General features: G+C 52.9%; 23 protein-coding genes. 11 read left to right on the top strand and 12 right to left on the bottom strand.

What is annotated here, in order from left to right; translation table 11 throughout:
* The first annotated feature begins 12 nt into the window (after window positions 1–12).
* Window positions 13–819 carry an LmeA family phospholipid-binding protein gene (locus GP475_RS01810; protein WP_187974960.1) on the top strand — a complete coding sequence of 269 codons (807 nt, stop codon included), beginning with the start codon at window positions 13–15 and terminating at the stop codon, window positions 817–819.
* On the opposite strand, the gene GP475_RS01805 is transcribed toward GP475_RS01810, so the two are convergent.
* The 8 genes from GP475_RS01805 to GP475_RS01770 form a co-directional block, all read right to left on the bottom strand.
* Window positions 785–1,375 (bottom strand): hypothetical protein, encoded by a 591-nt coding sequence (locus GP475_RS01805; protein ID WP_187974959.1) that lies wholly within the window; start codon window positions 1,373–1,375, stop codon window positions 785–787. The genes GP475_RS01810 and GP475_RS01805 overlap by 35 nt on opposite strands.
* Before the next feature lie 2 nt (window positions 1,376–1,377).
* Window positions 1,378–1,692, bottom strand: coding sequence for a DUF2516 family protein (locus tag GP475_RS01800; RefSeq protein WP_224400332.1), 315 nt, complete (start codon window positions 1,690–1,692; stop codon window positions 1,378–1,380).
* Window positions 1,693–1,697: 5 nt separating this feature from the next.
* Window positions 1,698–2,162, bottom strand: coding sequence for a CGLAU_01105 family protein (locus GP475_RS01795; protein ID WP_187974958.1), 465 nt, complete (start codon window positions 2,160–2,162; stop codon window positions 1,698–1,700).
* Window positions 2,163–2,179: 17 nt separating this feature from the next.
* On the bottom strand, window positions 2,180–3,493 hold the full coding sequence (locus GP475_RS01790; RefSeq protein WP_187974957.1) for a DUF445 domain-containing protein: 1,314 nt from the start codon (window positions 3,491–3,493) through the stop codon (window positions 2,180–2,182).
* Between the two features lie 102 nt (window positions 3,494–3,595).
* A complete protein-coding gene (locus tag GP475_RS01785; RefSeq protein ID WP_187974956.1) occupies window positions 3,596–3,943 on the bottom strand; it encodes a hypothetical protein in 348 nt (115 codons plus the stop codon).
* 60 nt (window positions 3,944–4,003) lie between these two features.
* Complete coding sequence (locus tag GP475_RS01780; RefSeq protein ID WP_187974955.1) at window positions 4,004–4,753, bottom strand: succinate dehydrogenase/fumarate reductase iron-sulfur subunit; 750 nt, start codon at window positions 4,751–4,753, stop codon at window positions 4,004–4,006.
* The gene (locus GP475_RS01775) at window positions 4,753–6,765 is read right to left on the bottom strand and encodes a fumarate reductase/succinate dehydrogenase flavoprotein subunit (protein WP_187974954.1); all 2,013 of its coding nucleotides are present in this window, start codon (window positions 6,763–6,765) and stop codon (window positions 4,753–4,755) included. Before GP475_RS01775 ends, GP475_RS01780 begins: the two co-directional genes overlap by 1 nt.
* Before the next feature lie 24 nt (window positions 6,766–6,789).
* On the bottom strand, window positions 6,790–7,548 hold the full coding sequence (locus GP475_RS01770; RefSeq protein WP_187974953.1) for a succinate dehydrogenase cytochrome b subunit: 759 nt from the start codon (window positions 7,546–7,548) through the stop codon (window positions 6,790–6,792).
* Window positions 7,549–7,918: 370 nt separating this feature from the next.
* On the opposite strand from GP475_RS01770, the gene ramB reads away from it, so the two are divergent.
* Window positions 7,919–9,322, top strand: a complete 1,404-nt coding sequence (ramB, locus tag GP475_RS01765) for an acetate metabolism transcriptional regulator RamB (protein WP_187974952.1) — start codon at window positions 7,919–7,921, stop codon at window positions 9,320–9,322.
* A 45-nt stretch (window positions 9,323–9,367) separates the two neighbouring features.
* Here the strand turns inward: ramB and lpdA are convergent, their stop codons facing one another.
* Window positions 9,368–10,777: a dihydrolipoyl dehydrogenase gene (gene lpdA, locus GP475_RS01760; protein WP_187974951.1), complete on the bottom strand. Its 1,410-nt coding sequence runs from the start codon at window positions 10,775–10,777 to the stop codon at window positions 9,368–9,370.
* Window positions 10,778–11,179: 402 nt separating this feature from the next.
* On the opposite strand from lpdA, the gene GP475_RS01755 reads away from it, so the two are divergent.
* From GP475_RS01755 to GP475_RS01715, 9 genes are all read left to right on the top strand, one after another.
* Window positions 11,180–12,280, top strand: a complete 1,101-nt coding sequence (locus GP475_RS01755; protein ID WP_187974950.1) for an alpha/beta hydrolase — start codon at window positions 11,180–11,182, stop codon at window positions 12,278–12,280.
* A gap of 122 nt (window positions 12,281–12,402) precedes the next feature.
* Complete coding sequence (locus tag GP475_RS01750; RefSeq protein WP_187974949.1) at window positions 12,403–13,818, top strand: M1 family metallopeptidase; 1,416 nt, start codon at window positions 12,403–12,405, stop codon at window positions 13,816–13,818.
* Window positions 13,819–13,825: 7 nt separating this feature from the next.
* Window positions 13,826–15,025: an MATE family efflux transporter gene (locus GP475_RS01745; protein WP_187974948.1), complete on the top strand. Its 1,200-nt coding sequence runs from the start codon at window positions 13,826–13,828 to the stop codon at window positions 15,023–15,025.
* Window positions 15,026–15,083: 58 nt separating this feature from the next.
* A complete protein-coding gene (locus GP475_RS01740) occupies window positions 15,084–15,800 on the top strand; it encodes a glycosyltransferase family 2 protein (protein WP_187974947.1) in 717 nt (238 codons plus the stop codon).
* Window positions 15,797–16,171, top strand: coding sequence for a DUF2304 domain-containing protein (locus GP475_RS01735; protein ID WP_187974946.1), 375 nt, complete (start codon window positions 15,797–15,799; stop codon window positions 16,169–16,171). The genes GP475_RS01740 and GP475_RS01735 overlap by 4 nt, the downstream gene beginning before the upstream one ends.
* Before the next feature lie 2 nt (window positions 16,172–16,173).
* On the top strand, window positions 16,174–17,172 hold the full coding sequence (gene rfbB, locus GP475_RS01730; protein ID WP_187974945.1) for a dTDP-glucose 4,6-dehydratase: 999 nt from the start codon (window positions 16,174–16,176) through the stop codon (window positions 17,170–17,172).
* Window positions 17,173–18,591 (top strand): dTDP-4-dehydrorhamnose reductase, encoded by a 1,419-nt coding sequence (gene rfbD / locus GP475_RS01725; protein ID WP_394367400.1) that lies wholly within the window; start codon window positions 17,173–17,175, stop codon window positions 18,589–18,591.
* Window positions 18,592–18,594: 3 nt separating this feature from the next.
* Window positions 18,595–19,497: a glucose-1-phosphate thymidylyltransferase RfbA gene (gene rfbA / locus GP475_RS01720; protein ID WP_187974943.1), complete on the top strand. Its 903-nt coding sequence runs from the start codon at window positions 18,595–18,597 to the stop codon at window positions 19,495–19,497.
* Window positions 19,498–19,503: 6 nt separating this feature from the next.
* On the top strand, window positions 19,504–20,433 hold the full coding sequence (locus GP475_RS01715) for a DsbA family protein (RefSeq protein WP_187974942.1): 930 nt from the start codon (window positions 19,504–19,506) through the stop codon (window positions 20,431–20,433).
* A 55-nt stretch (window positions 20,434–20,488) separates the two neighbouring features.
* Here GP475_RS01715 and GP475_RS01710 read toward each other — a convergent pair whose 3' ends face one another.
* From GP475_RS01710 to GP475_RS01700, 3 genes are all read right to left on the bottom strand, one after another.
* A complete protein-coding gene (locus GP475_RS01710) occupies window positions 20,489–21,121 on the bottom strand; it encodes an MBL fold metallo-hydrolase (protein WP_187974941.1) in 633 nt (210 codons plus the stop codon).
* A gap of 2 nt (window positions 21,122–21,123) precedes the next feature.
* Complete coding sequence (locus tag GP475_RS01705) at window positions 21,124–22,218, bottom strand: S-(hydroxymethyl)mycothiol dehydrogenase (RefSeq protein WP_187974940.1); 1,095 nt, start codon at window positions 22,216–22,218, stop codon at window positions 21,124–21,126.
* 75 nt (window positions 22,219–22,293) lie between these two features.
* Window positions 22,294–23,484: a Gfo/Idh/MocA family protein gene (locus tag GP475_RS01700; protein ID WP_223144673.1), complete on the bottom strand. Its 1,191-nt coding sequence runs from the start codon at window positions 23,482–23,484 to the stop codon at window positions 22,294–22,296.
* Between the last annotated feature and the right edge of the window lie 7 nt (window positions 23,485–23,491).

The following is a 23,491-nucleotide window of genomic DNA, read 5'->3' as shown; positions in this document are numbered from 1 at the left end:
AATGATAGAGCCGTGGCTAAAAGAACTCATGTTGGAAAAGTAATCTGGACCCTCCTTATTATCCTGGTGGTATTGCTGCTAGCCGCAGAAATAGCACTTCGGTTTATTGTTGGTCGACAATTTGAGCACTCCGTTGCCCAGCAGGCTCAGGAATCTGGAATTAGTGAGCCTGCGGATCCGAAAATATCTTTTGGGTGGCATCCATTGTTGTTGTCGGTGATCACGAAGAATGTCAGCCACGTAGACCTGACCACCCCGGATACGTTGAATATCAGCTGGCCGGGAAGCCCCGGTGACGCCCCAAATATTAAGGGACAACCGGAGGCCCACGTCATTTTGAGCGACGTGGATATTAGCGATAGCCAGCAACCCGTGGCCCAACACATGGAAACCAACACCACGCTTAGTGGAGACTATCTCCGTGCCGTGCTTCAAAAGAATATGGCCGGGGAAACCTCCCAAGAAGACTACGCAACGGCAGTCCTGCGTTCCATTATCCACGTCACTGCGGTAACAACTAACGCCCAGGACAACACCATGAACATTGAATTTACCGATGGAGCTGCTTCGCTGACTCTGCGGCCAAGTGCAGTAAATGGGGACCTTAATCTAGAGACTGTGAACAGCTCATTCTTTGGGATTAATCTTTCTGACAACATCAACCAAGCCATTAGCCGGGTGCTGTCCCAGGGGACGAAATCAAAGGATCGCAACCTCACTATTCAAGACGCCAAAATCACTGATGGCGGTTTGGAGCTCCTAATTACCGGGGACAATGTGAACCTTAATCAGATTGCCACCAGCACCTCTGCACATTAGGCCAGGAGGAGACTTCCAGGGCCTGAGAAAGTGGGGCGAAAAGCTCCAGCCCTAGCGCCGTCTCCTGGAGCACCTTGAGCTCTAGCGTCGGGGGTTGAGCGTGTTCCACCTGAAGAATGACGGAATCTACGCCTGCTCGTGCTGACATGCGCAACAATTCCTGGGATCCGGAGCCGGTTCCGGTTAAAAGAAGAGAAAGCCGCACGGGTTGAGGGACAGCTTCACGGAGCATGACCAACTCAGAGAGCGCAGCATTCGGATCTTGGCGTAGATCCGGGGGTAAGACCACTGCGATTGCCCCCGCACCGTGTTGCACAGCCAGCCGAGCTTCCGCCGCTTTTACAAGAGTGTCATGGTGTCCATGAGGAAAGCCGGCGAAACTACCCGGCACTAGGCCAGATTCCTGAGCTTGAGCTGTTACCGGGAGAAGATCCGGCGGCACCCACAGCTGAGGACTAGGACTAGAGATGAGCTCGCTGAGATGGGCGTCGAGGACATTTTTTAGGTCCTCTCGGCAAGCCTCAGGGTGCGTGAATGCGGTAGGAAACTGAGACATGGTTATGAGTAACCATACGTGCCGTCGATGAGGCTTTTTATCTGTGGCCGCACATCAAACCAATAAATTCCGATAATGACTATGGCAATCCACGTCAAAAGCGGAAGGTGAATAGTGAAGTTGAGGAAAAGCACCGCAGAGCTAGCCAGTAGCATACCCACCCAGGCTAATTTTGACATCCGGTCCGCGGCGGGGAAGGCATCATCCCGGGTGGACGCCGCTAATGCTGCGCCGACAAGGCCGGCTATCGCCAACAGTACTGAGAAGGCACGCTGGCCATAACCCAAGGCTAGAAAGAGATAGTTATAGAACTCGATACCCACTATTCTTGGTCCTCCACGGTGTGATCCGAAATCACTTCCCCATCCACGGTGGGTGGAGGGTTATCGCCTTGAGAGTGTCGGCGCTCCCGATACTCTTTAACCTTTTCTTGAACCGTGTTCTTGGACGTAGCAAAAGCATCACTTAACGACGCCCGCGCCTGGTCCACCGCTGGACTATCCTTTGTTTCTCTAGCTGCGCGTTGCACCGTATCCCCCAATTGTTTCACCGCGTCACCGGAGTGCTCCATAAAATCCTTCACAGCGCTTTTTAATTCTTCTGCACTCCTGGCATCAATAAGGCGATTCCGCGCTTCCTTCCCAGCGCTTTTTAGCTTTTCTAACGCAGAATCCTCGGCATGTCCGGGGGATTCTTTCTGGTAGTGATCTTTGAACTCCCCAACCACGTTCTTTAGCTGCTGAGCGGCTTCTGACCATACCTTCGACGGCTTATTTTCCTCTGACATTGTCTCTCCCCTAAAAATTATGCTCCAAAGAGTAACTGATTAACAGTGTAAATGGCCAGGCCAGCTAATGCACCCACAATGGTTCCATTGAGGCGAATAAACTGGAGGTCCTTCCCCACCATGAGCTCGATTTTTTCACTGGCCTCTTCAGCATCCCAACGCCTCACCGTATCGGAGATAATCGCGGTGATCTCCTCAGCATAGTTATCTGCCAAGAAACGCGCCGCGCTTCGTACCCGGTCATCTAGGCTCAACCGTAATTGCTTATCTTCGCTTAGCCGTTGCCCCCATTCCCGTGCTAGTTTGCTGATCCGGGTTCGCAATAAGGAGTTCGGGTCTTCTGCTTGCTCTATTAGGCTTGCTGAGGTGGAGCGCCATAGTGATCCCGCTGCTCCGGCGAGGGCCTGAGAGCCCATAACATCGCCTTTCCATCGCTCTACCCGGTCAATCATGGCCGGGTCATACTGCAAATCATGAGCCAAGCGGCTAAGCCAACGTCGCGCCGCATGACGGGCTTCATGATTGGGGTCCGCAGATACAGCTTCAGTGAATTTAATGAGTTCCCGGTACACTTTCTCCCCGATGAGATTATTAACAAAACGGGGAGCCCACACCGGTTTGCGCTCATCAATGATCCGAATGATCAGTTCTTCAGCACCGAGAGCCTTCTTATGCGCCCAATGTGCTAATTCTTCAATCAGCGGCTCAGTGCGTCCATCCGCAATGAGTTGTTCTAAGACTCGTCCAGCTGGCGGTCCCCACTCAGGTTCGGCGAGTTTATCTACCACCATGGTGCGCAACAGGGTTTCTGCTTCGTGCGGATCAATGGCCGCAACCACGCGCGCAGTGAACTTACCAACCTGGGCGGATACCTTGTCCACGTTCGTTGGTTGGCGTAACCACTGCGCTGCTCGTTCCGGAAGATGAGCTTGCTCCACCTTCTCCGTAATCAGCTCTGCGTTCAGAAAGTTCTCACCCACAAATCCGGATAGTTGATCCCCTAACTGGTCTTTTTTCTTCGGAATCAACGCGGTATGTGGAATAGGTATCCCCATGGGATGACGAAACAACGCGGTGACTGCAAACCAATCAGCCAATCCACCAACCATGCCGGCTTCAGCCGCGGCTCGAACATACCCCACCCACGCCGCCGCATCTTCATGCTGCGACTGCCACCAACTGCAGCTTAAGAAAATGAGGGCGGCAATGATAAGAAGTCCAGTAACAAAAGCCTTATGTCGGCGGAGAGTGCGACGACGTTCCGCTTCTACTTCTGGCGAGGGACCAGGTAACGGACGTGTTTCCGGGGAACGCAGTTCATGCTTGGCCATAATGTCCATTATGAACCAACAGGGCACCCTCCTGACGGAAAGGGTGCCCTGTTGCTTATGGAGATGTGCCTGGGTGAGTTTCAGGCAGTGATGGCTAAAGAACTAGACGTGACGCCCGGTTTCTGCGACGTAGCGGCGATAGTTGCGCCGTCCGAAGTGGATCAGCCCGAAGCCACCGACCAGACAGACCACGGCAATAACAGCACCGAGAATGGTAAAGAACAGACCTGCTTGCAGCGGATTCCACAGCAGAGACGCTAATCCAAAGACCAAGGTGCCGAACCCGGCGAGGGAAGTAAGGACCAAGCCCATCCCCATCCACGTGGAACTACGCTCCAGAGAGGAGTGAGGAGCAGCAAGGCTAGAAGGGACATAGCCTTCGATGTAGTGCATACGGCCCTCATAGGCCGGAAATGATTCTTGAGAGGCGTTGGCCGCGGTAGATGCCATCACCATCACTCACCTTTCTTAAGAATTGATCAGCATGACACAGCTGATCTTCATGTTACCTCAGTCGTCCTTGGTGCGAAGTGCAGCCCGCACGCGTTCCTTATTGATAGCGGCAACAGCGGTTAGCGGAATGCCAGCCGGACATACGTCGGCGCACTCCCCATAGAGAGAGCAAGGGCCGAAGTTTGTTTCCAACTCATCAATCATCTTCCGAGCACGCTTGCCACGCTCTTCCTTGCCGAGCGGCAACATCTTGAGGTGTACCAGCTTGGCGCCAGTAAATAGATGTGCTGCACCATTGGGGCAAGCGGCAACGCAAGCGCCACAACCAATACAGGCTGCGTGATCCAAAGCTCGCTCAGCGGTGTCATGGTTGACGTGGAGGGTATCTGCATCTGGTGCGGTACCAGCATTGATGGACACATAGCCACCTTGCTGCATAACCCGATCCAGGGCCGAACGATCAACCACCATATCCTTAATCACCGGATAAGCATTAGAACGCAGCGGTTCAATGCGCAGGTGATCGCCTTCGTTGTAGCTGACCAAACGCTGCTGACAAGCCGGCTTGTTTTTATCCGCACCGTGGGGGCGACCGTTAACGGTCAAGCCACAAGTACCGCAAATACCTTCACGGCAGTCAGAGGCAAAAGCGAAAGGTTCTTTACCTTGCTCAATAAGGCCATTATTGACGTGATCGAGCAATTCCAGGATGGACATCTGCGGCACTGCATCCGGGACCTCGATGGTCTCGAAACGGCCCTCCTGCGTAGGTCCAGCCTGACGCCAGATTTCCAGTGTCAGTTTCATTACTTGTAGTTCCTTGTCTGCAGCGGGATCGAATCGAAGTACAGGGGTTCAGCGTGGCGGATGAAGGTGCCGTCGTGGCCCGGTTCCCAGGCAGAAACGAAGCACCAGTTCTCATCATCACGCTCGGCTTCGCCGTCCTCAGAAAGGTGATCATCACGGTAGTGAGCACCGCATGATTCATCACGGTCTAAGGCGTCGATACACATCAGTTCACCGAGGTCAATGTAGTCAGCAACCCGGTTGGCATATTCCAGCACCTGATTCATTTCATGCTGTTCGCCGGTGATGCGCAGATTAGCCCAGAAATCATCACGGAGAGCACGGATCTTCTCAATACCGTCTGCCAGATCCTTCTTATTACGGGACACACCGCAAGAGAAGTAGAGAATTTCACCAAGCTGGCGGTGGTAGTACTCCGGACCATGAGGATTATCGCCCTTGATATTCATCAGGCGATCAACCCTGGCCTGGGCTTTCTCAATAGCCGCCTGGGCTTCCGGGGAATCCTCCGCCAATTTCTCCGTACCCAGCAGCGGAGCCAGGTAATTAGGAACAGTAAACGGTAGGGTGAACCATCCATCAACGGAAGCAGAAAGCAGGGAGTTCGCACCTAGACGGTTAGCACCGTGATAGGTCCAGGAACACTCACCAGCGGCGAACAGACCATTAATGGAGGTCATTTCGTTGAAGTCGGTCCACAACCCGCCCATCGTGAAGTGACAGGTAGGGGCAATCCGCATCGGGGTGGTGTAGGGGTCTTCACCAATAGCCTCTTCATACATTTGGAAGAGGTTTGAGTAACGCTCACGTACTGTTTCTTTTCCAAGCCGCTCAATAGCGTCCCGGAAGTCCAGATACGCGGAGTTATGCATGGGACCAACACCTAGACCGGCATTGATTTGCTGTGAGATTGCACGAGAGGCAACGTCACGCGGAACCAAGTTACCGAATGCGGGGTAACGACGCTCAAGGAAATAATCCCGCTCTTCCTCAGGAATTGAGTTGGGATCCCGATCATCCTTTGCCTTCTTCGGGGACCAGATCCGACCATCATTACGCAGCGACTCAGACATCAAAATGGTCTTCGACTGCCAGGTGGAGTTCACCGGAAGACCGGTGGGGTGGAACTGAATGAAAGAAGGTGACGCCAAGTAGGCACCATGCTCATAGGCACGCATCATCGCTGAAGCATTGGAGTTCTTCGCCAGCGTCGACATGTGATAAACGTTGCCGTATCCACCCGTCGCTAGCACCACCGCATGACCGGTGTGAGCACTGAGTTCACCAGTAATGAGGTTGCGAGTAATAATGCCTTCGCAGCGCTTCTCACCCTCTTTTTCAGTGACAATAAAGTCCACCAAATCATTGTGGGTGAAGATTTCTACTGCCCCTAGGTGGATTTGGCGTTGCAAAGCAGAAGCCGTGGATAGCTGCAGCTGCTGTCCTGTTTGACCACGGGTGTAGTAGGTACGAGACACCTGCACACCACCGAAAGAACGGGTGGCCAACGTGCCGCCATATTCCCGAGCAAAAGGTGCTCCGATGGCATTCATGTGGTCGATGACGCGAACCGATTCATACGCCAGACGCCAACAATCAGATTCACGGCAGCGATAGTCTCCACCCTTAACGGTGTCTTTGACGTGCCGATAAGCTCCGTCGTTATCAACCTTCTTACCGCGAGCGGAGTTCACACCACCCTGTGCAGCGATGGAGTGAGCACGGCGCGGGGCGTCGTGATAGGTAAAGGACTTAACGTTGTATCCCAACTCACCTAAAGCAGCGGCAGCAGCGCCACCACTAAGGCCGGTACCCACCACGAGAATGGTGAACTTCCGGCGGTTGAGCGGGGAAACCAGGTTCATGTGGTCCTTTTGGTACTCCCACATATCCTTCATGGGAATACCTTTGGGCTCGTGGGAGTCAAGGATGCTTCCCGGACGAACTTCGCTAACAATCGAGCCCGGCTGACGGAACTCCTTACGAGCGGCGGTATCAGTGTTATTGCTCATGATTCCTCTTCCTTAACCGGTCTCTCAACTAATCCATCCGAAGAGGATTGCCAAGGGCATGGAAATATTGCCGATCATGACCACGGCTGGAACGAGATAGGCAATCACAAGGATCGCCTGACGCCAGCGACGGCCAGTGATACCTAAGTCACTTGCAGCTAACCAAACACCGTGAGTTAGATGCAGGAAGAGCATCACCATCGCAATGATGTAAAAGACTGACACCCAGATCCGGGAGAAGCTATGAATCATATTGTCCCGGATGGCGCCGTGAGCAAATTCTGCGCTGGCGGCGGGTCCCACACCAACGGTGAGGTCCAAGATGTGGAAAATAATGAAAGCCAACAAGATGAGGCCAGTAACCAGCATGGTGCGGCTGGTAAATGAGTTCAGTCCACCAATAAGGTTGGTGCGACGGAATTTACCGCGGGATTCGTGTGCTCGTTTGGTAAGCGCAAATGCCCCATAAATATGAAGCGCGATAGCGACAAGCAAAACGATGCGGAAAATCCACAGCGCTCCCTCACGCGGAAGCAACGGGTCACCAAGGGTACGCAGCCACTCACCGTAGTGATCGATCGGGGCATGTCCATCCCTACCAAACGGCAGGTAAATCTTGAGGTTACCTACCATGTGGACGAGGACGAAGAGCCCAAAAATGAGACCGGTGATGGCCATCGTGAGCTTCAGTGCCCAGCTGGGATACTTTGGCCGCTCCCGAAGCGGCTCCTCGGTAATTTTACCGTGGACAATGGCCACGGGATCCGGGTTTTTCGTAGTCATGACACCTCCATAGTCTCTTTAATTTTAGGACCCACCCCCGGAAACAACTACTCAGCAACCTCTCAGTGCCGCGCTATCGCTTCGGCATCCTCGCCGGTAGGCCTATTTTTTAGGTATGCCTTTCCTTCGGAGAGAAGGTGAGAAGGAATCTCATTAGGCCCCGTTCCTGGCTTCTTAGGAAAAACTTGAGGGTTAGATAGTAAAATGGTGACTATATGTGACTTTCCTCACTTCAGACTTTTGATGAGGTTTTTCTACCCCGTTCGGGATCAATCTTTCGATGGAACCCAAAATGCTCTCCAGATCACACTTGTGAAGTCTTGCTAAGTCTGATGCAAACTTCCCCACAATCGGCATTACACTCCTTGGCATGGCTAAAACATTTGTTGGGTCCCGGCTCCGCCAACTCCGTCGGGAGCGAGACCTCAGCCAAGCAGAATTGGCCGCCACCCTCGACCTTTCCCCGAGCTACGTAAATCAAATTGAACACGATGTTCGCCCGTTAACGGTGCCGGTGCTATTAAAGATCACCGAAACCTTCGGCGTCGACGCTACTTTCTTTTCTCTCGATGATGATTCCCGGCTCCTCGCCGAGCTAGAAACCGTTGTCGGCGATGTGGAAATCAATAAAGTCCCGGTCGATATGCACGAGCTATCTGATCTGGTGTACAACCACCCGGAAATAGCGCGCGCTCTGGTGGAAATGCACCGGCGCTATTGCAATATCCGAGACAAATTATCTTTGGCGACCGACTCCCGACATCACGACGCCCAGGTTTTAGCTATGCCGCATGAAGAAGTCCGTGACTTCTTTTATGCCCGACAAAATTACCTTCATGGACTGGACCAACAATCAGAAAATCTCGGTCAATTTTTAGGGGGTGGTTCTGCCCCAATTGCCCAGGTAGAACAAGAAATTCAACAGTATCTCCGAAACCAACATGGCGTCGACATTCGAACAATTAGCAACCAAGACGGCCTAGTTCATCACTTCCACCCCGATACCCGCATTCTTGAGCTTCACGCTCACCTTTCCCTTGGTCAACGAGCTTTCAGAATGGCTACCGAATTAGCTTTTCTAGAGTTTGCAGAAGAACTTGACGCGGTTCTGAGAGAAGAAGATTTCCGGTCACAGGCGTCTCTCGACTTAGCCCGACGAGGAGTCGCCTCCTATTGTGCCGCCGCAATGCTCATGCCCTATCAGCAATTCCATCGAAAATCAGAACAACACGGCTATGACATTGACTACCTCAGTCAAGTTTTTGGCCTCGGTTATGAAACCATCGCAAGCCGACTTTCCACCCTTCAACGGCCTAAATTACGCGGCATTCCCTTTACATTTGTGCGGGTAGACCGCGCGGGAAATATGTCCAAACGCCAATCCGCCACTGGCGTTCACTTCAGCAATGCCGGCGGAACCTGCCCCCTCTGGGTTCTCTACGAAGCCTTCACTACCCCCGGAAAAATCCATCGCCAACATGTCGAGATGCCCGACGGCAGGCATTACCTCTGGACTGCCCGAACAGTCCATCACCAACGCCCCAATTTCGGGGCTACCGGCAAAGTTTTTGCCATCGGCTTAGGCTGTGAAGCTCGCCACGCCGAACGTACGGTCTATAGCCGTGGTCTTAACCTTCATGACCCCGAAGCAGCAACACCCATTGGAACTGGATGCCGTATGTGTTCCCGGCGCCATTGCACTCAGCGGGCTTTCCCCTCTATCAATGAGCATCTCAGCATTAATGCCCACCGCTCCACTATTGCTCCCTATTAATGAAGGAGACCGGATGGATCAGGTGGGCGTCGGGCGGACTTTCCTCTAGAGGTTAATCATGTGCCCCATCGTTCCCTCTGCGGCTTCTTTAATAGCCTCAGACAGGGTGGGGTGAGTATGAACATTGCGGCCAATTTCCTCGGCAGTCAGGTCAAAACGCTGAGCCAAGGTTAGCTCCGGCAGCAATTCCGACACATTAGCCCCCACCATGTGTCCGCCAATGAGTTCACCGAACTCCTTATCCACAATCACCTTGACAAAACCAGCGGTTTCCGCTAGCCCCTTTGCCTTACCATTAGCTGAGAAGGGGAAGGTCGCCGAAACAATTTCTCGGTCTGGGAAAGCCTTCTTTGCAGCTTCCTCGGTATAACCAAAGGAGCCCACCTGAGGATTACAGAACGTAGCCCTTGGCATCATCATGTAATCACCAAGCTCCATGGTTTCTGCACCTGCGATGGTTTCCGCAGCCACAACACCTTGGGCTTCAGCAACGTGGGCTAATTGGAGCTTAGCTGTGACATCTCCAATGGCATAGATATGATCCACGCTGGTGCGCATGAACTCATCAATCTCAATGGCACCACGATCAGTCAGTTTCACCCCGGTATTTTCCAGGCCATAGCCCTCTACTCGCGGCGCAAAACCGATAGAGACCATTACCCGATCAACAGTCAGGGTGTCAGACTTCTTCCCGTCCTTGCTTTCGACATCCACCTCGACGGAATCACCGTTATCTCGAACGGCGGTGGTCTTATACCCGGTCAACAGCTTAACGCCGAGCTTCTTATATTCCTTGGCAATAGCCTTGGAGGTTTCAGCTTCCTCGTTAGGCAACACCCGGTCCATAAACTCCACGACAGTAAGCTTCACGCCATAATTCGCTAAGACATAAGCAAATTCCATACCGATGGCACCGGCTCCCACAATCACCATGGATTCCGGTATCTCTTCACTAAGGATCTGTTCCTCAAAGGACACGACATTCCCACCGATTTCCACTCCCGGTAGGGAGCGAACCACTGATCCAGTAGCGATAATGCAATCATCAAAGGTCAGGGTCTTACCTTTATCTTCACCCTCGGTAATGGTGATGGTGTGAGCATCCTCAAAAGATCCCAGGCCATTGACCTCGGTGATCTTGTTTTTCTTCATGAGGTAATGAACACCCTTAACAATGTCCGAAGACACTTTCCGGGAGCGCGAATGAGCCGCCCCCCAATCAAAAGAGACTTCTCCGGAAATCCCAAAGGTTTTTGCCTCATGGTTGAAGATATGGGCTACTTCGGCGTTCTTCAGTAGCGACTTAGAGGGGATACACCCGACGTTGAGGCACACCCCACCCCAGTACTTCTTTTCCACTACAGCTACTTTTTTCCCAAGCTGTGCGGCACGAATTGCGGCAACGTACCCACCAGGGCCGGCACCAAGGACTACGACATCATAATGTTCACTCACACCCGTAACGATACTGATTCCACCTCGAACTGTCGCCCAAGGGACTGCACGAGGGTAGTGAATCACCCCGCCGTAGTACCCCTATCCAGGGGTAGACTAGATCCAGCCCAGGGCGAGGGCAATCTCAGCCAAGCTGGTAGAACCGCTATGGATGCTAGCTCCGAGTTGATTAGAGATCATGAGAATGAACTGCTCGACCGGGTTCATAATATGTTGCGCTCCTGGGGGAATTAGTGAAATAACATTGGAATTATCGCTATCGAGCAAGATCACACAACTCTCAAGATTATTCTTAAGACCCTAGATCTCGCTCTGCGTGCGTGATAAGACTATCCTGAGTTGGTAGCTTTCCGCCATAGCTACTTTGTCACGCTACTCCAGCACATCAAAGGAAGTACCCTCATGAGCTTTGTCTCCCGATTCGCGGCGCCAGCAGCCACCGTTGTGGTCACCGCGGCAGCCGTGCTTGGTGCCATGGGTGTGGCACCTGCCGCCGCTGTATCCACCGTCAGCGTACAGCAAGTCGCTGGCGCTACTGCGTTGTCGACGATTACAAAAAATGATGCGCCGATTACGGATGACTCCCCCTTCTGGCGCAAGGTCGTTAATGATGACGACCCTCGCACTGAGGAAGTACTGGCCTATTCTCCAGCTATGAACCGGCAGGTTCCGTTAGCTATCCTCAAGGCCGAAAAGCCTAACGCCCCCACCCTCTATTTGCTTAATGGAGGCGACGGCGGCGAAGGCGGCGCTAACTGGATCCAACAATCCGATGTGCTGAGTTTTTATCGGGATAAGGGATTTAACGTGGTCATTCCCATGGCCGGAAAATTCTCTTATTACACCGACTGGGTCGAAGACAATGAGAACCTTGGCGGTCCGCAGAAATGGGAGACTTTCCTCACCAAAGAACTTCCAGGACCACTGGAAAATTATCTGCACGCTAATGGCAACCGCGCGATAGCCGGCATGTCCATGTCTGCCACATCCTCCCTGCTGTTGGCTGAGCACCATCCTGGGTTCTACGGAGCCATCGGATCCTTCTCTGGTTGTGCAGCAACCTCCACCCCGTTGCCGTGGTTCTACTTGCAGCAGACTCTGCAACGCGGAAAAGCCACCCCGGAGCAAATGTGGGGCCCCATGGGCGGTGAATACAACGTCTATAACGATGCCCTGGTGAACGCAGAAAAACTACGTGGTCATGAGATTTATGTATCCAACGGTTCCGGTACCGCTGGCGCCTGGGATCTTCCTTCCAGCCCCCGGCTAGCCAATGTTCCCGAAGCACTCAAAGGCGTTGCTATGGCGGAAACGATCGGGGTTGGTGGTGTTATTGAAGGCGCAACCAACAATTGCACCCATAACCTCCAAGCAAAGCTCAATAGCCTCGGTATCCCCGCGCAGTTCCAATTCAACAACACCGGCACCCACTCCTGGGGTTATTGGAACGATGATTTGCGCAACTTCCTCCCTGTTCTCACCCGTGGTTTAGGATTGGCATAAAACAGTTCTTCCCGGTGCTGGAATAGCTTCACACCCGTCTCCCCTCTCAATTGTTGAAGGTAATCTTCCTCAGAGAGCGGGAGATTTTTTGCTGTCCCACTCCTTGCTAAAGTTAAGCCCCGATGACTAGCAAACGGCTTCGCTCCACTCCCATCCCTGGTACCCGAGATTCCTACACCGGCGTGGATTTCAACCTGGGTTTTCATGTGCGACGCTACCGGCTCGACCTGCATTATCGAGTTATCCCCAATCACCTCAGCGGAGTAGCAGAGCTAGTAGTGGATAATTACCAGCCACTAACCCGGCTGAGCCTGGATTTATCCTCATCGCTAAAGGTGCGTCGGGTAGAAGTTCTAGGGCCCAACCAACGCCGTTCCAGTAGCCCGGCTCGCTTTAAACATTCAGCTAACAAGCTATGGATGACTTTTGAGCACCCCATCCCCGTGGATAGCGAATTCCGTTTACGCATCCACTACGGCGGGAATCCCCGTCCCATCCGGTCTGCCTGGGGGAAAATTGGTTGGGAGGAATTAGAAAGCGGATCTTTGGTCGCCGCTCAACCCTGCGGAGCTTCAAGTTGGTTCCCCTGTGATGACACCCCAGATGAAAAGGCTATCTTCGAGATTTCTTTGCGCGCCGATTCTCCTTTCCAAGTAGTTTCCAATGGTGTCCTACACAGCACAAAAAAATCAGCTTCCGCAACCACCTGGGAATATCGCACCGAACATCCGATGGCAACCTACCTTGCCACGGTGTTAGTCGGAGAATTTATCTCCATTCCCCTCGCCACCTCAGCTCAAGGAGTCCCCGTCCTCGGTTGGGTTCCACGCCATCTTCGCCAGGAATTCCTCCATGATTTCGGCGATCAAACAGCCATGCTCAATCTTTTCTCTGAGCTATACGGTCCCTACCCATTCTCGGACTACCGCGTTGTCGTTTGCTCAGACCCGTTAGAAATCCCCCTCGAAGCCCAAGGCTTAAGTATTTTTGGCGCTAACCATTGCCAAGGGCACAACAAGTGGGAAAGACTCGTTGCCCATGAGTTATCCCACCAATGGTTTGGCAACTCCTTAGGCTTGGCCCAGTGGAATGACATTTGGCTCAATGAGGGTTTTGCCTGCTACTCGGAGTGGCTATGGGCTGAACATGCCCACCGCATCCCCGCAGCAGATAACGCCCGAACCCACTACCAGCGGTTGGCTTCCCAACCTCAAGACATCATCATTGGTGACCCCGGCCCAAAGTTGATGTTCGATGACCGCCTCTACAAACGCGGTGCGCTATGTCTTCATGCCCTTCGAGTCTTGCTAGGCAACCAAGAATTTTTCGCCATGCTCCAACGCTATGTAGCAGCTGGGCGCCACAGCGTCGTAGAACCACACGATCTACTCCGAGAAGCTCGGCGCGCCTGCCAAACCTGCAATATCCCTGAAACTACCCTCACGCAGTTATTCCACGAATGGCTATGGACCACCACCCTCCCACCCTTCCCCGAATCCTCGACCCCGCTTCCGCTCATCCCTGGAAAGGCTGACTAATTTTCTTATGCGTTGGCTCAGCTACGCCACCATTTATTCGGCGCTTTCTGGCTTCATCATCATGTCAATTGCCGCCTGGGCGCTCGGCGCCTCAGGCGCAGACCAATTCCAAGCCTACTGGGGGCTATTTTTCGCCCTTGGCGGTTGCGCCGATGGCCTCATGCAAGAAACCACCCGAGGGGTATCCAATGCCCAACATCAGTCTTCCCCAGGAAATAATGCACAACCCTGGAAACTAGGTGGGTGGATAGCGCTGATAGCTGTACTCGGAGTCACTTTCACCTCGGGTATCTGGATGCCACTTATCGTTGATTCCCATCAATACGTAGGAACCGCAATCTTGGCTTTAGGTTTAGCCGGATACATCTTCCAGGCGGTTTTATCCGGAGTGCTGTCTGGCCTCGCCCTGTGGCATCACTACGCCAGTTTATTGGCCCTCGACGCCACCTTGCGCTTAGTCTTATCTTTCCTCGCATGGTTCTGTGAGTGGGGCTTAGGATCATTCATGCTCATCACGGTTATCGGCGCTGCCGCCTGGCTCGTGGTGTTAGCAGGTAGTCCCCATCGGAAGCTCATCTTTAGCGCACTTACTGATGTCAATGCAGCTACGTTAAGGCGTCGAACATTATCAGCAATGGCAGCTACCGGCGCATCGGCAGCACTCATCACAGGATTCCCGGTGTTTGTGCAAGTCAGCCAGGGGTTACATCCCACAACCGCTTCATCTGGAGTTACCGTGGCGGGAGTTATTTTGGCAGTGAGCCTCACCCGAGCCCCTATTCTGGTTCCGCTGACGCGGTTCCAATCCGCACTCATTGTGCGATTTGTAGACAACAAAGAGCGCTTAACTCACACGCTCCTTATGCCGGTAGCGGCGGTGTTAAGCGTCGGACTGCTTGGCGCACTAGCGGCCTGGGCGGTGGGACCGTGGCTACTCACCCTGCTCTACGGCGAGGATTTTTGGGTGCCGGGACTAGTCTTAGCAATCTTCACCTTTGCTTCAGCCTGCACCGGAACACTCATTATTACTGGCGCAGCGAGCTTGGCCATCGAAAAGCATTCTCGCTACGTGGGTGGCTGGATCATCGCCTCCGTGGTGGCCTTTGGAGTGCTACTCCTACCATTCCCCCTAAGTTGGGGCGTTTGCGCAGCGTTAGTCATCGGCCCTCTTAGTGGCACCGCTGTACACCTCGCGGGGATGCGCTAATATCCCCTTAGTATCGCTTTTGTATCTTGCCACCGGCGGGGAAGCATGAGGATTTTTCATGGAAAACGCTAATTCAGCCGCTTCGGATTTTTCCGACACGTGGCTAATTGTCCCCTGCTTCAATGAAGGCAGCGTCATCCGTGACGTGCTCAGCAACGCTCGCCAGACTTTCCCCAATATCGTGGCTGTTAATGATGGTTCGGCAGATAACTCCGCTACTGAAATTCAGGCAGCAGGCGCTCATTTGGTAAACCATCCGGTGAATCTAGGACAAGGGGCAGCCATCCAAACTGGGGTGGAATATGCCCGCTCCCAACCCGGTGCGCGCTACTTTGTCACCTTTGATGCTGATGGGCAACACCAAGTAAAAGACGTGGTAACTATGGTGGAACGTCTGCGGAACGAACCGCTCGACATCATCGTCGGGACTCGGTTTGGCCGCCCTCGAAAAGATGATGACCAGGTTCCCCTGATAAAAAGACTTGTGCTTCGTACTGTTGTGGCTCTATCCCCGCGCATTCGCCGCTTAGGTTTAACTGACTCTCATAATGGGCTTCGAGTTTTTAATAAAAAAGTAGCGACGGAACTTAATTTGCGAATGAACGGTATGTCTCACGCCTCAGAATTTGTGGCATTGATGGATCACATGAAGTGGAGAGTATCAGAAGAACCGGTAGATATCCTTTATACCGAGTATTCCATGAGTAAAGGACAGCCTCTTATTAACGGAGTAAATATTTTAGCTGACGTACTATTAGCGAAGAGGCTGCCGTGACCGCAACATTAATTCAAATTCTTCTTCTTTTAGCTATCATTGTACTGGCGGTCTACTTTATTTCTAACCGCAGAAAGGCCCGCGCCAAAGCGGGGGTGAAATTAGGTTTCATCATTTTTCTTTGCGCCAGTGTTTGGGCCATTTTACGGCCAGACGACTTAACCGTTATCGCTAATTGGCTGGGGGTAGATCGCGGAACAGACCTGCTTCTTTATGCCACTATCCTGGCTTTCTTCTTCGTTATCATTTCCTCGTATCTGAGGTTTAGAGAATTGGAGTTGCGCTATGCGCGGCTTGCTCGGGCAGTAGCTCTCCAAAACGCTATTCCACCCCATCCGGATACTAACCCCCAAGAAGGTGACAAACCCTGAGAATGCTTGTGACCGGCGGTGCCGGATTTATTGGAACAAATTTTATCCGTTACACTCTCAAGAATTTTCCACATTATGAGATTAGTGTTCTTGATAAACTGACCTATGCCGGTAACTTTAATAATCTCCGAGGGCTAGATATCCGCTTCACTCAGGGGGATATTTGCGATACTAACGTGGTAGATTCGCTGGTTTCTCAAGCGGATATCGTCGTCCACTTCGCTGCCGAGTCTCATAATGATAATTCTTTAAGGGATCCGTCCCCTTTTATCTACACCAATTTGGTGGGCACTTATAGTCTTTTAGAAGCAGTGCGACGCCACGAGGTCCGTTTTCACCACATCTCCACCGATGAGGTTTTTGGGGATTTAGCCCTGGATGACCCCTCTCGCTTCAGTGAAACAACTCCTTATCGACCGTCCTCCCCTTATTCCGCCACCAAAGCTGGATCAGATCACCTGGTACGAGCCTGGGTACGATCTTTTGGAATTGCGGCCACTATTTCTCATTGCTCCAATAACTACGGCCCCTACCAGCACATTGAGAAATTCATTCCGCGGCAAATCACGAATATTTTAAGTGGACGCACCCCCAAGCTCTATGGCACCGGCGAGCAAGTCAGGGACTGGATTCATGTTGATGACCACTCCGCGGCAGTTCACGCGATTTTATCCAGCGGGACCCTGGGGGAAACCTACGTCATTGGCGCTGATAATGACCACGTGAATAATCGTCGCGTCATTTCCCTGATCTGCGAATTGATGGGGCTTTCCCCCGACGCTTATGAGCATGTGGCTGACCGCCCTGGGCACGATCAACGCTACGCCATGGATTCTTCAAAGATCCGACGTGAGCTTGGGTGGAAACCCCGCTACACCGATACCGATACGGGAATGCGCGAAGGTTTAGAACATACTATTGCCTGGTATCGAGAGCATGAAGAATTTTGGCTGGCGGATAAAGCCCAAGTTGAGCAATCCTATGCAGAACAAGGACAATAAGTGATGATTCATCGCACAGGTATTGCAGGTTTAGTGGTGTGTGACCTTACCCTGCATGGGGATCAGCGTGGGTGGTTCAAGGAAAACTGGCAGCGAGAAAAGATGGTGGCGGCCGGGTTGCCGGATTTCCGTCCGGTTCAACACAACCTTTCTTTTAACTCTCGACGTGGCGTGACTCGGGGACTTCATGCAGAACCTTGGGACAAATTCATTTCCGTGGCCCACGGCAATGTATTTTGCGCATGGTGCGATGTCAGAGAGAACTCCCCCACCTTTGGCAAAGTGGTTAGCCGAGTGATAGGCCCAGAAACAGCTGTTTTTGTTCCGCGCGGGGTAGCTAATGGCTTTCAAACCCTCAGCGAAGAAACTGTTTATAGCTACTTGGTGACCGATCACTGGAGTCCAGAGGCACATTATTCTGCGGTGAATCTGGCTGACCCGGCCTTAGATATTGCCTGGCCTATACCGCTCAGTGATGCCGTCATCTCCGAGAAGGACCGCCATCATCCGCCGCTGGCTCAAGCCACTCCGGTGCCACAGCAAAAAATTCTGGTGGTCGGTTCCGAGGGGCAGTTGGCCCAGGCTCTCCGGGAGGAGTTCTGTAGCCAGAATCGGGAAGCAGAGGTTGAGTTTAGTTCCCGACGCCCCGGGTCGTCTCCCCACCTTGACCTCACTGCCCCCGAAACTCTTGCGAATCTGGATTGGCGACGTTACCGAGCCATCATTAATGCAGCAGCGTTTACTAGCGTCGATCAGGCTGAAAGCGCTGAGGGGCGTCGAGATGCGTGGCAGATTAATGCGGCAGGGCCTGGCCTTCTAGCCCAAGTAGCCCAGCGCTATCACATCCCCTTTGTCCAGGTGTCCACAGACTACGTATTTGATGGCACCCGGCTGGAGTGGGAAGAACAAGACTTCCCTTCTCCCCTTAATGTCTACGGTTGCAGCAAAGCTGCCGGGGAGTTAGCTGCCTTAGGCTGCCCCCGGCACTACATCATCCGTACCTCGTGGGTGATAGGCGCTGGACGTAATTTTATCCGCACCATGGTTTCTCTCGCCGATGCCGGCGCATCTCCCTCGGTAGTCGGCGACCAGCACGGTCGCCCCACTTTTAGCCAAGACTTAGCGCGCGGCATCATACATCTGCTGGACAACCAGGCCCCTAGCGGAATTTATCACCTATCCAATAGCGGACCACAGCTGAGCTTCGCGGAATTAGCGCAACACGTTTTTCAGCTCAGGGGGCGCCGCCCCGAAGAAATCACCGTCGTCAGCACCGAGGAATACTCAGCCGCTCAAGGTGTGTCTTTAGCACCTCGCCCAGCTCATTCCACGCTCAAGCTCGATAAGATTCAAGAAACCGGCTTTTATCCGCGAGATTGGCGTGACGTTTTGCCAACGTATGTAGCTGAGGTGAGTTAAGCAATGAAAGGAATAATCCTCGCGGGGGGATCAGGAACCCGGCTCTACCCTATTACCCAAGGGATTTCCAAGCAGCTCATGCCCATCTATGACAAGCCGATGGTGTACTACCCGCTAACTACCCTCATCCAGGCGGGAATCCGCGAGATCCTCATTATCACCACCCCGGAAGATGCACCTGCTTTCCGTCGCCTTCTGTCCGATGGGAGTCAATGGGGAGTCTCTTTAAGCTACGCTGTCCAGGCCCGGCCCGAGGGGCTAGCCCAAGCATTCCTCATCGGTGAAGATTTCATTGGCAACGACAACGTCGCTTTAGTTCTGGGCGATAATATCTTTGATGGTCGAGGTTTTAGCAGCTCACTCAGAGATTCCGTGGACAATAGCGGCGGCACCATTTTCGCCTATAAGGTAGCCCAACCCCAGCGCTATGGGGTGGTGGAGTTTGACCAGTACGGACAGGCGCACAGCATTGAAGAAAAACCGGAGCACCCGAAGTCTCACTATGCAGTGGTGGGGTTGTACTTTTATGACAATCAGGTCGTAAATATAGCGCGTACCATTACCCCGTCGGCCCGCGGGGAATTAGAAATCACCAGCGTCAACGAAGAATATCTTCGGCGCCAACAACTTCAGGTTCGACGAATGCATCACGGTGATGTGTGGCTAGATACCGGGACTATTGATTCGATGAGTGAAGCTTCCGCATACGTCGAAGTCCTTCAAAAGCGCACGGGGCAAATTATCGGCAGCCCCGAGGTTGCGGCCTACCGCTCAGGGTTTATCGATGCAGCTCAACTAAGGAAATTAGGATCCCAGCTCCTTAAGTCTGGTTACGGGCAGTATCTTCTTGAAGCAGCGACCTTGCCATGCCATGAAGAATCTTCGGGGGAACACGTACTACGCTAAGAAACCATGAGTCACAGAGATGATTCCCCGGACCTCAATAACGTATCCGACACTCATGGTCTTGCCACTGCAGATCAGTCACCTACGGCTGGGGTTTCCGCACCGCCATCTTCCCGTAGTTGGAAGGCTATTCCGGCCATAGCGTGGCTTTGCGCTGCGGTCCTCATTGCAGTTGCGGCGGTGGGTGGTTATGTCCTTGGGCATCAAACCGCCACCCCTACCACCCAGGAGCTCGCCGCTCGAGCGCATGCCGGAAAAATCACCAATGTTCCGCGGCCGCAGAGTGATGGCAGTTATGATGCCACGATTTCGGGGCCTGGGCGAGAACCAGAAGATAGCTCCGATGTTCTCTCTGTGCATCGTCGCAACTCCGCAGACCCGTTGAGCATCGGCGCTCTCGATGCCCCGGTAGTTATTAGCGAGTATTCGGATTTTTATTGCCCCTACTGCCAGCATTTCAATGAGGAAACAGAACCTCTCATTATCAAGGACTACGTTAATAAGGGGTTAGTGCGCTTGGAATGGAATGATGTTCCGGCTCACGGGGATAATTCCATTGCTGCTGCTAAGGCTGCCCGCGCTGCTGCTGCGCAGAATAAGTTCTTTGAGTATAAAAATGCGCTCTTTAAGAAGACTTCTGATGAGGAGGGCAATCAACGGGAGCTCAGTATTGATGACTTTGTGGAAATCGCAAAAGAAGTCAGGGTGCCAAACTTAGAGAAATTCAGGGCCGATGCCACCAGTAAAGAGTTTGATGATGTGTTGGCTAACGCCCAGCAACAAGCCGCCAGCATTGGCGTTACCGGCACCCCGAGCTTTTATGTGGGGACAAAATTCATTGGTGGTGCTCAACCATATGAGCAATTCCAAGCTGTTATCACCCAGGAACTAGCAAAGGTGGCTTCCGGCGAGGTCAAAGTTCCCGAGGTCAAATAACCCCGGGAAGATGGGAACATCTGGCTGACTCTAGGGGATCGGGGAGATAAACCCCCTAGTATCCGCGTCGAATCCACTCCTCAAGATGAGGTGCCTCGGCGCCAATGGTGGTGTGATCTCCATGCCCGGTGTGGACGATAGTTTCCGGAGGCAGCGTGAGCAAAGATCCGCGAATTGATTCGATGATGGTAGGAAACGATGTATAGGATCGCCCGCCGGTAGCACCCGGTCCACCCTGGAACAGAGTATCTCCAGAAAATAGCTCGCCAGCTTCCGGGAAATAGAAACAACAGGAACCGGGTGAGTGCCCCGGGGTGTTAAGAACTCGAAGTTCCGCGCCGGTGATACTCAACTCCTGCCCGTCTGCTAGAGACTGGAATTTTTCCTCCGGATGGGTTTCTACCCATAACATCTCATCCCCCGGATGAACCCAGATCGGCGCATCTAGACGTTTCGACAATTCCGGCGCAACCGTGATGTGGTCATTATGCGCATGGGTACACAAGATGCCTTTGACCTTCCGCTCCCCTACGGCGTCGAGGATAGGGGCTGCGTCGTGTGCGGCGTCGATAATAAAGACTTCGGTGTCATCACCAACAATCCAGATATTGTTATCTACTTCCCATTCGCCGCCGTCGAGCGCAAAAACACCATGAGTTAACACATGGTCAATCTTGAGTCCAGGCATTTTTAGATCACCACCACTGAACGCAGTACGTCTCCGGCTTTCATAGTCTTAAAAGCCTGTTCAATATCACCGAGGCCGATCTTTTCTGACACAAAATCCCCCAGCGGAAAACGTCCTTGAAGATGTAAATCCACATAGGCCGGGAAATCACGCTCAGGAAGACAATCCCCATACCACGCAGGGCTTACTGAACCACCGCGGGAATATAAGTCGATGGCTGGAACATCAACGTGATCGGTGAGGTTAGGGACTCCGACCATCACCATGCGGCCGGCGAAGTCTCGAGAATAAAAAGCTTGTTGCCAGGTGGGCATAATCCCTACCGCATCGATAGTGACGTCGGTTCCTACTCCGCCGTTCATATCCGCGATACGGGACGCTACCTCCTCAGTACTTAACCCCTTGTTATTCAGGGTGTGGGTAGCCCCAAACTCCTGGGCTCGCGCTAGTTTTCGGTCATCAATATCAACCGCAATAACCGTGGACGCCCCGTTAAGAACCGCGCCGGCAATAGCGGCCATCCCAACACCTCCACAGCCAAACACCGCGACTGACTCACCCCGCGCAATCCGAGCGGTATTAACGGCTGCACCTAAACCAGCCATAATCCCGCACCCCAAAAGCCCGGCGGCGGCGGGATCCTCATCAGGATTAACTTTGGTGCATTGCCCCTCATGAACGAGGGTTTTTTCAGCAAAAGCGCCAATTCCCAAAGCCGGGGTAAGTTCGGTGCCATCGCTAAGCGTCATGCGCTGAGAAGCATTGTGGGTATTAAAGCAGTAATGGGACTGGCCTTTTCTGCAGGCCCGACATTCCCCACAAACGGCCCGCCAGTTGAGGACGACGAAGTCCCCTTCGGCTACGTGAGTGACCTCATCACCGATACGTTCCACGATCCCTGCTGCTTCATGCCCAAGCAAGAACGGAAAAGCATCTTCAATATCCCCATCTCGATAAGCCAAGTCAGTGTGACACACCCCGCAAGCTTGAATCCGAACAATCACATCATGAGGTCCGGGATCCGGGATCACAACGTCAACTTGTTCTACTGGTGCTCCTTGGGACCGAGCTATTATTCCTTGAACCGTCATACTCATACGCTCCAAGGATACGGAGGTTTTCACTAACATGCCGTTAATGAAAACTGTTATCAGATAGGTTCGACGCCCACCTCACCGGTCCTGGGCAACCTGGTCCACTAAATCCTCATCCTCAGGGACTTGATCTTCCGACAGGGGTTCAATACAACGAACCTGATCCGGTTCAAGCTCACGTCGAAACTCTCGCCGCGGAAGAGAAATAGTCTCTCCACTGCGGAGGGATTGTTCAATGGCAGCACACACCCTAATATCAGCCAAGCCTTCTTCTGCATTAGGCTCAATCTCTGCTGCACCCCGGACGCAATCAATAAAGTACTGCGTTTCCCCAGCAAATTGATCCACCACCTGAGCCTGATAATCCACGCTCTTTTCAGGTTGCTCTTCAGATTCTAGGTGGTAGCGTCGTGGCGAGTCGGGGGAATAGCTAAAGCAGCTATCAGAGCTTAGGACCCCTCGTGATCCGACTATTGAAAAATAGTCGTGATCAGCGGCGTTGTAGCTCAGGATATATTGGGCTAGTTTCCCTTCAGGAAATTCCAGGTTCACCGCAACCCCATCCTCGAAATTGAAGTTGCGATCATCAGAGGTGATTCCTAGCGCTTGGACTTTACAAGGCTCTGCCCGGAAGAGGTGACGCACCAGGTTTAAGGGGTAGGCGCCAAAGTCTGGGACTGGCCCACCCCAGAATCCAGAATGCCCTCGATGGTTTTCTTCTTTGATGTCGTGGCTAAAAACTGAGCTAAAAATGCGTGGCTCTCCGATTTTGCCGGATTTTATTAGCTGAACCAATTCCACCATGAACGCATCCTGATGCATGCGATAAGCCACCATGAGGGGCGTGCCGGTTCGCTGCACGGCAGAAAGAATATCTTCTGCCGCTGACACACTGTCTGCCATCGGCTTTTCTAAAAGCACTGGTTTCCCGGCTTCGAGGGCGGCAATACTGTGGTCCCGGTGGTGGAAAATTGGGGTAGCAATATATACCCCGTCAATGTCATCGCGCTGCAGCAATGCTAGGTATTCCTCATAGCTATAGGTATCAATCCCTGCTTTACTCAGTGCCGTTTCTTTCTCAACTGAACCAGTGACAACCGCTTTTAGCTGAGCCCCAGGAAGCTGTGCCAGGCCCGGCACGAAGGCTTGTTGGGAAATTTGCCCAAAACCAACCACAGCAAATCGAAAGGGATTCTCCCCCGTAGCGCTAGCAGCTTTGCGGGCCATGTCAACGGCCGGCCCATAGCCTGAATTGTGTTGAATGCTCACAACTCAC

The sequence above is a fragment of the Corynebacterium poyangense genome (genome assembly GCF_014522205.1).
GTDB classification, from domain to species: domain Bacteria; phylum Actinomycetota; class Actinomycetes; order Mycobacteriales; family Mycobacteriaceae; genus Corynebacterium; species Corynebacterium poyangense.
The sequence above is the reverse complement of the archived record's forward strand: the minus strand, read 5'-3'. Positions and strand labels throughout refer to the sequence as shown.

Coding starts and splice junctions, on each gene's coding strand:
- GP475_RS01775 (WP_187974954.1), bottom strand. CDS start 6,765: ATGAGCAATAACACTGATACCGCCGCTCGTAAGGAGTTCCGTCAGCCG.
- GP475_RS01795 (WP_187974958.1), bottom strand. CDS start 2,162: ATGTCAGAGGAAAATAAGCCGTCGAAGGTATGGTCAGAAGCCGCTCAG.
- GP475_RS01805 (WP_187974959.1), bottom strand. CDS start 1,375: ATGTCTCAGTTTCCTACCGCATTCACGCACCCTGAGGCTTGCCGAGAG.
- ramB (WP_187974952.1), top strand. CDS start 7,919: ATGGCTAAAACATTTGTTGGGTCCCGGCTCCGCCAACTCCGTCGGGAG.
- GP475_RS01755 (WP_187974950.1), top strand. CDS start 11,180: ATGAGCTTTGTCTCCCGATTCGCGGCGCCAGCAGCCACCGTTGTGGTC.
- GP475_RS01780 (WP_187974955.1), bottom strand. CDS start 4,753: ATGAAACTGACACTGGAAATCTGGCGTCAGGCTGGACCTACGCAGGAG.
- GP475_RS01750 (WP_187974949.1), top strand. CDS start 12,403: ATGACTAGCAAACGGCTTCGCTCCACTCCCATCCCTGGTACCCGAGAT.
- rfbB (WP_187974945.1), top strand. CDS start 16,174: ATGCTTGTGACCGGCGGTGCCGGATTTATTGGAACAAATTTTATCCGT.
- GP475_RS01705 (WP_187974940.1), bottom strand. CDS start 22,218: ATGAGTATGACGGTTCAAGGAATAATAGCTCGGTCCCAAGGAGCACCA.
- rfbA (WP_187974943.1), top strand. CDS start 18,595: ATGAAAGGAATAATCCTCGCGGGGGGATCAGGAACCCGGCTCTACCCT.
- GP475_RS01770 (WP_187974953.1), bottom strand. CDS start 7,548: ATGACTACGAAAAACCCGGATCCCGTGGCCATTGTCCACGGTAAAATT.
- GP475_RS01740 (WP_187974947.1), top strand. CDS start 15,084: ATGGAAAACGCTAATTCAGCCGCTTCGGATTTTTCCGACACGTGGCTA.
- GP475_RS01790 (WP_187974957.1), bottom strand. CDS start 3,493: ATGGCCAAGCATGAACTGCGTTCCCCGGAAACACGTCCGTTACCTGGT.
- GP475_RS01715 (WP_187974942.1), top strand. CDS start 19,504: ATGAGTCACAGAGATGATTCCCCGGACCTCAATAACGTATCCGACACT.
- GP475_RS01710 (WP_187974941.1), bottom strand. CDS start 21,121: ATGCCTGGACTCAAGATTGACCATGTGTTAACTCATGGTGTTTTTGCG.
- GP475_RS01745 (WP_187974948.1), top strand. CDS start 13,826: ATGCGTTGGCTCAGCTACGCCACCATTTATTCGGCGCTTTCTGGCTTC.
- GP475_RS01785 (WP_187974956.1), bottom strand. CDS start 3,943: ATGGCATCTACCGCGGCCAACGCCTCTCAAGAATCATTTCCGGCCTAT.